Origin of the sequence: Terrisporobacter othiniensis (assembly GCF_000808015.1) — a bacterium.
Lineage (GTDB): Bacteria > Bacillota > Clostridia > Peptostreptococcales > Peptostreptococcaceae > Terrisporobacter > Terrisporobacter muris.
The window spans coordinates 1-12212 of sequence record NZ_JWHR01000043.1 but is presented as its reverse complement, the minus strand read 5'-3'; the positions used below and the strand labels follow the sequence as shown (position 1 = coordinate 12212).

The following is a 12212-nucleotide window of genomic DNA, read 5'->3' as shown; positions in this document are numbered from 1 at the left end:
GTATTTTATAACAAAATATAAATACTTAAAAAATAAATGAAAGTGTGCTAGAATTAATTGTCAACATTATTTTAAGGAGTTGTGAGTCAGTGTTAAATTATATCAAATTTGCTCTATTTCAAATTTTTGGATTTTTATTATCCATACCAGAGTTGATAAAACTAAAGTACAATGAGAAAAAATATAGTAGTATTGAAAAATTTAGATTCGTAAAGAATCATGCTAAAAGATCTCTTGATTTAGTAAAGATAAAGATAAAAGTTATAGGTAAAGAAAAAGTACCGAAAGAAGAGGTTTTATTTGTATCAAATCATGCTAGTATGTTAGATAGCTATATCTTAGTTTCCAGCATAGTAAAGCCAGTTGGAGTTATAATTGCTGATGTGCCTACTTGGAGACATATACCAATTGTGAGCAATTGGCTAAATTTAATGAAGTGTGTTTTTATAAATAGAGAAAACAACAGAGAAGGAATGAAAAGTATAATTAAAGCATCAGAGAATATTAAGATGGGGCAAAGTATGGCAGTATTTCCTGAAGGAGACCTAACTTGGGTAAAAGATCCCGATGCTTTAATTTCTGATTTTAAACCAGGATCTTTAAAAATTGCGTATAAGGCAAAATGCCCTATAGTTCCTATGGTAATAAAAAACTCTAGAAGCACTTACGAAGGCTATGAACCAGTGGGGAAAATAAAATCAGGAAATGTGGAAGTTGAGTATCTAGATCCTATATATGATCATATTGAAAATCCGAAGATAAAAACTGCAGAACTAGCAGAAAGAATAAAAGAAAAAATGATTTGTGCCATGGAAATGAACATGAATTAAAAAAAGAGAGGAAAGCCTCTCTTTTTTTTAATGTTTTAATCTAAATGTATCACAAACTGCATTTTTCATATTAATAAGAACATGACTTGCATTACAAGCACCTTGAATATTATATGTACAGTTTTTTGCACTACAAGATATACTTTGAGTATTAGTAAGAGTATCATCACTTACAGAGTTTGTAAAATTAGCTTCAGCTTTGTTTATGAAACTTTCGCAGTAAGTTTCTGGAGTAACAGTAGCCTCAAAGCCTTCTACTTTTATATGTGAAGCATAACAATAACCAGTTTTATTATAAGCACAATTTGAAACAAGGCAATTTAAATTGCTATTCATAATGTACCTCCTTCATAATATTTACTTTATTATTATTATGATATTTTTTATAAATTTAATACAAATATGATGATTTAAGATATCTTATAATTAAAAATAAAGCTAATTAGTAAAAGCATTAAATAGATAATATAATAAGAATTATTAATCAAATTTTTTATGTAAGAATATTAATAAAAAACAAAATGCATGGAATACTGAAAACATCAAGTAAAAAAGCAGCAACTAAGGGGACGACTAAATAGGCATTTGCACTAGCTCCATACTTATTTGTTACAGAACCCATATTAGCTAAAGCATTGGGTGTAGCACCAAGTCCATGACCTAGCATACCACTTATCATTACAGCAGCATCGTAGTCCTTTCCAAGAAGTTTAAAAGCAAATGTTGTAGCAAATATAATAATAAATATTACCTGACAAATTACTATAAAAACTATTGGACCAAATAAACTAGATAAAGTGAAAAAGTCAATACTCATAAGAGCCATAGTCAAAAACATTCCAAGGGACAAGTTTTGTAAAAAGTCTAATAGTTTAAAATTCATTATCATTATTTTAGTTTTATCATTAAAATTTCTAAATAATACAGCAACAAAAATACATCCTACTATACTTGGTATAACTATATGAAAATACACATTGATAATATTTGCTAAAACGCTACCAACACTCATGGAAACTAAAACAATTAAAATTTGTTCAAAAAATAGTGTGTCATTAATATCTAAAATAGAAGTATTACTTTTCATTAAAGAAGATTTATTTACTTTATGTATATTTGAAGATTTTAAGTGATACTTTTCAATTAAAATTTTGGCAATAGGCCCTCCAATTATTCCTCCCATAATCAGGCCTAAAGTAGCAGAAGCAAAGCCAACATTACAAGCATTTTCTACACCTAAAGATTCTAAAGTCCTTCCAAATGCTAAAGAATAGCCATGTCCACCTTCCATGGATATATTCCCACACATTAATGCTAAAAGAGGATTTATATTTAATAGTTTTGATGAAATAAAGGTTATGATATTTTGACAAAATCCCAAAAGAGCACATAGTAACCAATAAATAATTAAAACTTTTCCTCCTTTTTTTAATAATTTGAAACTGACATTTAATCCTACTATGGTGAAGAAAAAGGACATAAAATAAGGCATAAGGAGAGTATTCATAGATACATTTACTAATTTAAAGTATTCTAAAATAAAAACAAATAATGAAAAAGTAAGACCACCTACAACGGGAGAAGGAATACATAATTTATTAAGTATGTAAATTTTATTAGTTAGAAAATTACCAAATAAATATAAAACTATGGATAATATTAAGGTGCTTACTATGTTTAAATCTAGGTTATACATTTTTTCACCTACCTTTATCTATTAAATTATTTAAAGACGTTGATAAATCAACGTCCTTAATTTAAAAACTATATTGTATGTAATTAAAAGGAAATATTTATAGATTATATTCTAAATGTAGTGTTAATATACTTGATTTTTAAGTGACACAATTTCTTTTCTATAGGCTGATGGAGTTTGATTTGTTATTTTTTTAAATACAATTGTATAATAGTTTTGATTAGTAAAGCCAACTTCTAAAGCAACATCTAATAAAGATAAGGTAGGATCTTCTAGTAACTTCTTACTTTTTTCTACTCTAAAGTAATTTAAAAAGTTGGAAAAAGTTTGTGTTGTAGATTTTTTAAATAAATTACAAAAATATGATTTATTTATGTTTAATTTATCACATAAATCATCTATGGATATATCTTCATTATAATACTTGTGTATATGATGTATAGCTTTTCTAACATATATATTATAAGAGCGACTATTAACATCATAAACAAGGTTATTTTCAATTATTTTACATAGGACACACTCTATATATTCAAAGCAAGTGGCTGGTTTATAACAAATTAACTCATTGGTAATATCTGTTGATATAGGACCTAAGATAAAGAAAACATTACAAGCATCTGTAATAATATAGTGTACATTTTTATCAATGGACAAAGTATAAATATCTTTGTTACTATTCATTTTATTTAATATAAAGTCATTTATTTCATTCTTTGGATACATCTCATCTAAATAATCATTATATCCATGCTTATAGATTTCCTCATACTCTTTAGATAATGCTTTAATTGGAATGTTACAACAATTAAAAAATGTTTCGCATATATAATTTATATTTAACATCTTATTTGACTCCTTAATTTCTAATTTGAATTTAATATCCATATATTAATAAAATAAAAATATATGAACATAATAGAAGTTGATTATCAATTATAACTGATTTACAAATGAGAATAACTATCATATTTATATTAAATAAAAATAATAAATTTGTCAATGGAAATAGAAGATAAAATCCAATACACCTAAATAGAGCAATAGATACCCACTTTTCTACATGAAGTGGAGAGTGGCCTAAAATGTTTCGTAAACATGTAGCTCAAGCAAATTTTGGTGTGTAATCCATTTTACTAATACTTATGTAATGTGATAAGATAAGTTTATATATTATGACTAAATGAGGTGTAAGATGAATAAAATAATCGGTATTTTAGCTCACGTGGATAGTGGAAAAACTACTCTATGTGAACAAATACTTTATCATACAAATTCCATAAGAAAAAGAGGAAGGGTGGATCATAAAGATTCATACTTTGATAATAATCAAATAGAAAGACAAAGAGGCATTACTATATTTTCCAAGGAAGGGTATTTTAACTATAAAGATTCAAATTACTATTTAATAGATACACCAGGACATGTGGATTTTAGCCCAGAGATGGAAAGAAGTTTGAAGATGTTAGATTATGCTATTTTAATTATAAGTGGTGTGGAGAAAGTCCAGTCCCATAGTGAAACTATTTTTAATTATTTAAAAGAACATAATATACCAACCATTATTTTTGTAAATAAGATGGATAGAGATATATCAAATAGAGAAGAAATAAATATAAGTTTAAAAGAAAATTTATCTAAAGATATATTTGATTTCACAAAAGAATTAAACAAGAATATGAGTGATGAACTAATAGAATTTATTGCAGAAAAAGATGAAGAATTATTAGAAAGATTTTTAGATGATAATTTTGATTATGAGCTATGGTTTAAAAAGATTAAATCATTATTTAATAGTTGTAACATATATCCTTGTGTATTTGGCTCAGCTCTTTATGATGAAAATATAGGTGTACTTTTAGAAGTATTAGAGAGTTTGAGTGAAGCAAATTATGATGAAAACAAAAGCTTTAGTGGAAAGGTATATAAAATAAAAAGTGAAGAGAATAAACAAAAGCTAACTTTTATAAAAGTTTTGGAAGGTAAATTAAAAATTAAAGATGAACTTTCTTATATGGTCCAAAATGATATATTAAGAGAAAAAGTTAATGAAATAAGAATTTATAAAGGTGATAAATTTATAAAAAGAGATGAAGCTTTTGCTGGTGAAATAGTAGCTATAAAAGGTTTAAGTGAAGCTTATCCATCTAGACTTGTAATTTCTAGCAAAGAAGAAAATAGGCTTTATAATCTAGATAGTGAAGATGATAACTTTATTGTACCTACTTTAAGCACAAAAGTATTATTTGATGAAAGTGTAAATATTAAAGATGTTTACTCTTATTTTAAAATTTTAGGAGAAGAAGAAATATCATTAAATCCTACATATAGTGAAGAGCTTAAGGAAATTAAAATTAATATAATGGGCAAAATTCAGTTGGAAGTTTTAAAAGAAATAGTTTTAGAAAGGTTTAATCTGGAAGTTGACTTTGGTCCTTGTGAAATTTTATATAAAGAAACTATAAAAGATCAAACCATAGGTGTGGGTCATTTTGAACCATTAAGACATTACGCTGAAGTTGTACTAAAAATTGAACCAGCTAAAAGAAATAGTGGGATAAGCTTTGAAAGTTTAGCTCATGTGGATGATATTACTGTTGGTCATCAAAACTTAGTAAAGACTCATATATTTGAAAGAAGTCATAGGGGAATACTTGGTGGATATGAGCTTACGGATGTGAAAATAACTCTTTTGACAGGTAAAGAACATAATAAGCATACAGAAGGTGGCGACTTTAGACAAGCAACATTTAGAGCCTTAAGACAAGGTTTGGAACAAGTGGAAAATATACTACTGGAACCTTACTATAAATTTAAAATAGAAATAGATAATGATCATATGGGAAGAGTAATTTCAGATATACAAAAAATGAATGGAAGCTTTAATATAAAGGGCTCTAGTAATAATAAGTCAATTATAAGTGGTAGAGGGCCTGTTAGTGAATTTATGGATTATCCGCTTGAATTAATATCCTTCACTAAAGGAAGAGGAAGAATTAGCTTTAACTATGATGGATATGATGAATGTCATAATAGTGATAAAGTGTTAGAAATTAGAAATTACGATAAAAATAGTGATAAGCTTTATACTTCCAATTCAATATTTTGTTCAAAGGGACAAGGCTATACTGTAAAAGGTGAAGATGTAAAAAATCATATGCACTGTGAGATAAATATATAGCTTGGGAGAAGAAAATGAAAGAAAAATACAAAGTAATTTTAGATAATAAAAATAACTCAATTAGCTTTTTATATAAGGAAGAAGTCATAGATGTTAATGTAGTTTATAGAAAAAGAAAAAATATATCCATTAGAATAATTCCAAAAAACACCATAGAAATAATTAGTCCAAGATCTGTATCTATTTCATTTTTAAAAAAAGTACTTGAGGAAAAGTCATCTTGGATAATGAAGACCTTAGATAAATTTGAACATATTGATGAGAGTTTTAAGGATAGAAAATATGTTGATGGAGAAATATTTTACTATCTAGGAAAAGAATATGAACTAAAAATAATAGAAGATAAAAATATTCAAAATAATAAAAAGAATTATTGTTATATATATATAAAAGATGAAAGCTTAATAATTACTACAAATAATAATGAGATTGAATATATTAAAAATGAACTGAAAAAGTGGTACAAGATAGAAAGTGAAAAGATAGTCATAACAAGACTTGAAGTATTAAAAAAAGAAAAGCCTATGATGAATAAATTAAGTCCTAATATAATTAAAATTAAAGAACAAAAGAAAAGATGGGGAAGCTGTACATCTAGTAAAACTATTTATATTAATTCTAGAATTTCTATGTTAAAAGTTGATGTAATAGATTATATATTAGTTCATGAGTTTTCACACTTGGTTCATATGAATCATTCTAAGGATTTTTATAATCTTGTAGAAGAAATACTTCCAAATTTTAAAGAAAGTGAAAAGTGGCTTAAAGAAAATTCTTATAAGCTTACTTTATAATAAAAAGTCAAATAATAATCATATGTATGGGGGATTTTACATTGAAAAAAGATAAAATAAATTTGGATAAAGTAATAGATTTTAAAAAATGGCAAACTCTTCAAGATAATTTATCTTTAGTTACAAATATGGCTATTATAACTGTTGATTATAAGGGAAATCCCATAAGTAAACATAGTAAATGTTCTAAGTTTTGTGAATCTGTAAGAAATAATGCTCAAATGGTAAAGTATTGTCAAAAGTGTGACTCCAGAGGTGGACTTGAAGCTGTTAGATCTAATGAGCCTTATATTTATTTATGTCATTATAATATAGTAGATGTGGCAGTGCCTATTATTATTGATGGGAGATATATGGGAGCAATAATGGCAGGACAAGTGAAGTTAAAGGAGAATATAACACAAGACATGGAAAAAATAGTTGATACTTCTCATAAATCAGTAGCAAGAGAGGTACTGGAGGATTTTAAAGAATACTATGATGAACTACCTTTACTTACTTATGAAGAAGTACAAAATATTGCTAATATGTTGTCTTCCTTATGTAATTATTTGGTTGAAGAAGCTTTAGATAAAAATTTAATATTAGAAATGTATAAAAAGTCACTAGGAAGTAATATGGAGTTGGATTCCAACTTTTTTGAAGGATATAGTGTAAAAAATATTGAAAATATAAAAAAGGGAATATCTAACGCCATGGTTGATGCTTAAGTTTCTGAAGATATATACGATGAAGATAATAAAAAAATTAGTTCCACATTAAAGCCAGCTATTGACTATATATATAAAAATAAAAGTGAAAATATTACAGTGGAAAATATGGCAAAAGTTTGTCATATAAGTCAGAGTTATTTTAGTCGATTGTTTTCTAAAGAAATGGGACAGAGTTTTTCCAATTATATATCAAAATTAAAAATTAAGTGGGCTAAAGACATTTTGGAAGAGAGCGATATGAGCATAAGCCAAATAAGTGATGAACTTGGTTTTAATGAACCAGGATATTTTATAAAAATATTTAAAAAGTATGAAGGGATGACACCTTCTGTTTACAGAAAATATTATAAAAATATTTAAAAATTTTGAAGTTAAGAAGAGAGTTAATATATAAATGTAAGGTATAGATAAAAGATTAACAATTTAATGGTAATAACAATAAAGCTGTAAATATAAAAGAATTTATTTCTTTTGTATTTACAGCTTTTTTGAGTTAGCATTTTTATAAATAAAAGGTAAATACATAGTGTTGAACATATGAAGTTTAGTAAAGTTAGATATTTATTAAAATAGTTAAGTACTTAACAAAAAGTAGAAATAGTACAATTTTATTATTTTAGTTCATAAAATTACGATTATAAATTGTAATTTTATGACATATAAGACTCATGATTAAAAAGGAAACGGTATTATAATTAAAATATAAAATTTAAACCAAATAAAACAAAAATAGATGGGAGTAATTAAAAGATGAGAAAAGCATTAATATGTCCAACAAAATATGTTCAAGGTGAAGATGAATTATTAAATTTAGGTTATTTCGTAAAAACTTTTGGAAAATCAGCACTACTTATAGCACATCCAGATGATGTTAATCGTGTAAAAGATAAGTTAGACAAAACTTGTGATAAGTTTAATATTACTTTAGTAGAAAGTGGATTTACAGGAGAATGCTCAAGACAAGAAGTAGCAAGATTACAAGAAGTAGCAAGAGAAAATAAGTGTGATTGTACAATAGGACTTGGTGGAGGTAAAGCAATAGATACTTCAAAATGTGTGGCTGAAGGTGAAGCTTTAATAATAGTTCCAACAATAGCAGCAACAGATGCACCTACTAGTCACTCAGCAGTATTATACACTCCAGATGGATCTTTTGATGATTACGCATATTTTAAACAAAGTCCGAGTGTTGTACTAATAGATACAACTGTAATAGCTAAAGCACCTACTAGATTTTTAGTATCTGGCATGGGTGATGCATTATCAACTTATTTTGAGGCTAGAGCAACAAGAAAATCATATTCAAATGTAAATGCTGGTCTTCCTTGCGGAGCAAGAGAAAACTTAACAGCTCCAGCAAAAGGTACTAATACTGCTTTTGCTCTTGCAAAATTATGTTATGAAACTTTACTTGCTGATGGACCTAAGGCAAAGGTATCTTGTGATTGTAATTTAGTTACTCCTGCTCTTGAAAATATAATAGAAACAAATATACTTTTATCAGGAATTGGTTTTGAGAGTGGAGGACTTGCAGCAGCTCACGCTATACATGACGGTCTTACTATATTAGAAGGAACTCATAAGTATTTCCATGGTGAAAAAGTTGCATTTGGTACTTTAGCTCAGTTAGTGCTAGAAAATGCATCTGAAGAAGAAATAAATCAAGTATTAGACTTCTGTGTGGAAGTTGGTTTACCAGTGTGTTTAGAAGATATAGGGGTAAATGAAATAAGCGAAGAAGAATTAATGGAAGTTGCAGAAAAATCTTGTATACCAGAAGAATCAGTACATTCTATGCCACAACCTATAAGCGTAGAAGCTGTGGCAGCTGCAATTATAACTGCTGATAGACTTGGAAAAAACTATAAAAATAATAAATAGGATGTAAAAAATTATAAATATAAGTACTTTATAAAAATAGGTACTTATATTTATATAATTTATAGTATTTTAAATTTAAAATATGACTTATGAGGTGGAATAAATGAAAAAAATCATAAATAAACCAGAAAATGTTGTTATGGAAATGTGTAACGGAATAGCCCTAGCTCATCCTGAGTTAGAGTTCATTAAAAAGTATAAAATAATAAAGAAAAAAGAAATAAATAAAAATAAAGTAAGCTTAATAAGTGGTGGAGGTAGTGGTCACGAGCCAGCACATGCAGGATTTATAGGAAAAGGAATGTTAGATGCAGCCATATGCGGAGACGTATTTGCATCACCTTCTCAAATTCAAGTTTATCAAGGAATAAAAGCTACTGTCAGTGAAAAAGGTACTTTACTTATAATAAAAAACTACAGTGGAGACATGATGAATTTCAAAAATGCTGCTCATTTAGCAAGTGAAGATAAAATAACTGTAGATTATGTAAAAGTAGATGACGATATAGCAGTAGAAGATAGCTTATATACAGTAGGAAGACGTGGTGTTGCAGGAACTGTGTTTGTTCATAAAATTGCAGGTGCAGCAGCAGAAAAAGGTATGTCATTAGAAGAAGTAAAAACAGTAGCACAAAAGGCAGCTGACAATGTGAGAAGTTTGGGATTTGGACTAACATCTTGTACAGTACCAGCTAAAGGAAATCCTACTTTTGAAATTGCAGAAGATGAGATGGAATTTGGTGTGGGAATACATGGTGAGCCAGGTATAAAAAGAGAAAAAATAACAACTGCTGATGAAATAGCTTCTAGAATAGTAGATGCTATTTCAAGTGATATGAAGCTTAATGAAAATGATGAGATAGCTTTATTGATAAATGGATTTGGTAGCACTCCTTTACAAGAGTTATACTTATTTAATAATTCTGTTACAAGAGAATTAGCAAATAAAAATATAAAAATAAACAGAATTTTTGTAGGAAATTACATGACAAGTATAGATATGGCAGGTGCTTCTGTATCAATATTAAAATTAGATGATGAGTTAAAAGAATTACTATGTGAAGAAAGTGATACACCGGCATTTAAAGTAAGTGGACCAGTTAATTCAGTAAAATATACTTCTTTAGGAATATGCGATGAAGATTCAATTACATCTTTTGAATTAGAGTCAAAAGAAGAAATGTCATGTATAGTAGATGAAAAAATTACGTTAGATAATATGATATATATAGTAGATAAAATGAGTGAAGTAATAATAAAAAATGAAGTAGAGTTTTGTGAATTAGATTCTTTTGCAGGTGACGGAGACTTTGGAATGAGTGTAGCTAAAGGGTTTAAGCAATTAAAAAGAGAGTGGAAAGAAATATTGTCACAGGATAGTTTGACTATAAGTAAGTTTTTAGATGATTGTTCTATGGTAATAATGGAGCATTGTGGAGGAGCATCTGGTCCAATTTGGGGATCTGCTTTTAGAGCAGCATCTAAAGAAGTAGGAGACAAGAAAGAATTAAACATGAACGACTTTGCAAATATGATGCAAGCAACAGTTAAAGGAATTCAAGCTACTGGTGAGAGGTCTTTTGGACGTGGAGCAGTTGTTGGAGATAAGACTTTAATAGATGCTTTAGTACCTTGTGCAGATGCTTGGACAAGAAGTGTAAAAGAAAATCATACTTTCAAAAAAGCGTTTGAATATGGAGCAAAGGCTGCAGTAGATGGAGCAAAATCTACAGAAGAAATAGTTGCTCGTATGGGGCGTGCTGGAACTGTTGGTGATAGAAGTTTAGGTCATCCAGATGCTGGAGCATATGGACTAGGTGTAATATTTACTGAAGTATTTAATTCCATAAAGTAGTATAATAGTAAAGTATATTAAATAATTTATTTTAATACACTTAAAAAATATATATTTATGAGGCAAGAATTATGGAATGTAAAGAATTTTATTTTAAAGGAAAAGAAGGTTTAGATATACATTTTTATAAATGGACTAGTGAAGATGTAAATCCAAAAGCAGTAGTGCAAATAGCTCATGGTATGTCAGAAACAGCGATTAGATATGAAAATTTTGCTGAAAAACTAACTGAAAATGGTTATATAGTTTATATAAATGACCATAGAGGTCATGGTTTAACAGCTAAAACTCTAGATAATGTAGGCTATTTAGCTGAGGAAGATGGATTCACATGTTTAGTGGAAGATATGAATACTTTTACAAACATAATTAAAGAAGAAAATCCTGATTTACCAATATATTTATTTGGACACAGTATGGGCTCTTTTGCAAGTCAAAGATATATAATGGAGTACGGCAGTAATTTAGCTGGGCTAATATTATCTGGGTCAAATGGAAAACATGGTATTGTTTTAAAAGCAGGAGCATTTTTAGCAAATAGTGAATGTAAAAAACATGGAAGAAAATATAGAAGTAAAATATTAGACAATTTAATATTTGGTGGAAATAATAAAGGCTTTAAGCCAGCGAAAACTGATTTTGATTGGTTAACCAGAGATGAAAAAGAAGTTCAAAAATATATAGAAGATCCTTTCTGTGGTGTATTATTTACTTGTGGATTTTTCTATGATTTTATAAAAGGTCTTCAAGAAATCGAAGATACATATAATTTAAAAAAAGTTCCTCTAAATTTACCAATATATATTATGTCTGGAGATAAAGACCCTGTTGGTAAAAATGGAAAGGGAGTCCTAAGGCTTAGAGAGAGATACATAAATTTAGGTGTAAAGAATGTTTCATGCAAGTTATACAAAGGAGGAAGGCATGAAATGTTAAATGAGATAAATAAAGAAGATGTCATGACGGATATAATTTCTTGGCTAGATGAAAGACAAAAAGAATATGCTCATTCTTAAAATAGTTGTACAAAATGGTGTATCGAATCTGATACACCATTTTGTAGTTAAAGGGATATACAAAAATATCTAGACATTTGATACTATTAGTAAGTAAAGTTATTGAAAAGATTTGATTATATGTCAGGAATGAAGTTAAGCCAGCAGTTAAATTTATTTATAACTGTTGGCTTTATAATTTTATATTGTAGACAAATTACTAGTTTATAAATAAAATAAAAAATTTAAATTATGAATATTTGAAAT

At 27.7% G+C, this 12212-nt stretch carries 11 protein-coding genes; 8 read left to right on the top strand and 3 right to left on the bottom strand.

Annotated features, from left to right (window positions below):
- Positions 1-89 precede the first annotated feature (89 nt).
- Positions 90-830, top strand: coding sequence for a lysophospholipid acyltransferase family protein (locus QX51_RS03835; RefSeq protein ID WP_039678595.1), 741 nt, complete (start codon positions 90-92; stop codon positions 828-830).
- Between the two features lie 27 nt (positions 831-857).
- Here the strand turns inward: QX51_RS03835 and QX51_RS03830 are convergent, their stop codons facing one another.
- From QX51_RS03830 to QX51_RS03820, 3 genes are all read right to left on the bottom strand, one after another.
- Positions 858-1166, bottom strand: coding sequence for a DUF1540 domain-containing protein (locus tag QX51_RS03830; protein ID WP_052232867.1), 309 nt, complete (start codon positions 1164-1166; stop codon positions 858-860).
- Between the two features lie 157 nt (positions 1167-1323).
- Positions 1324-2526 (bottom strand): sodium/glutamate symporter, encoded by a 1203-nt coding sequence (locus QX51_RS03825; RefSeq protein WP_039678593.1) that lies wholly within the window; start codon positions 2524-2526, stop codon positions 1324-1326.
- Between the two features lie 123 nt (positions 2527-2649).
- On the bottom strand, positions 2650-3372 hold the full coding sequence (locus tag QX51_RS03820; RefSeq protein ID WP_039678592.1) for a helix-turn-helix domain-containing protein: 723 nt from the start codon (positions 3370-3372) through the stop codon (positions 2650-2652).
- Positions 3373-3721: 349 nt separating this feature from the next.
- On the opposite strand from QX51_RS03820, the gene QX51_RS03815 reads away from it, so the two are divergent.
- From QX51_RS03815 to QX51_RS03790, 7 genes are all read left to right on the top strand, one after another.
- Positions 3722-5707 (top strand): GTP-binding protein, encoded by a 1986-nt coding sequence (locus QX51_RS03815; RefSeq protein ID WP_039678591.1) that lies wholly within the window; start codon positions 3722-3724, stop codon positions 5705-5707.
- A gap of 14 nt (positions 5708-5721) precedes the next feature.
- Positions 5722-6501 (top strand): M48 family metallopeptidase, encoded by a 780-nt coding sequence (locus QX51_RS03810; RefSeq protein WP_039678590.1) that lies wholly within the window; start codon positions 5722-5724, stop codon positions 6499-6501.
- A gap of 41 nt (positions 6502-6542) precedes the next feature.
- Complete coding sequence (locus tag QX51_RS21555) at positions 6543-7211, top strand: PocR ligand-binding domain-containing protein (protein ID WP_330376032.1); 669 nt, start codon at positions 6543-6545, stop codon at positions 7209-7211.
- A gap of 12 nt (positions 7212-7223) precedes the next feature.
- The gene (locus tag QX51_RS21550; RefSeq protein ID WP_330376033.1) at positions 7224-7574 is read left to right on the top strand and encodes a helix-turn-helix domain-containing protein; all 351 of its coding nucleotides are present in this window, start codon (positions 7224-7226) and stop codon (positions 7572-7574) included.
- Positions 7575-7964: 390 nt separating this feature from the next.
- Positions 7965-9095 (top strand): glycerol dehydrogenase, encoded by a 1131-nt coding sequence (locus tag QX51_RS03800; RefSeq protein ID WP_039678589.1) that lies wholly within the window; start codon positions 7965-7967, stop codon positions 9093-9095.
- A 103-nt stretch (positions 9096-9198) separates the two neighbouring features.
- Positions 9199-10950, top strand: coding sequence for a dihydroxyacetone kinase subunit DhaK (gene dhaK, locus QX51_RS03795; RefSeq protein ID WP_039678588.1), 1752 nt, complete (start codon positions 9199-9201; stop codon positions 10948-10950).
- A 71-nt stretch (positions 10951-11021) separates the two neighbouring features.
- Positions 11022-11966, top strand: a complete 945-nt coding sequence (locus QX51_RS03790; RefSeq protein WP_039678587.1) for an alpha/beta hydrolase — start codon at positions 11022-11024, stop codon at positions 11964-11966.
- The last annotated feature ends 246 nt before the right edge of the window (positions 11967-12212 follow it).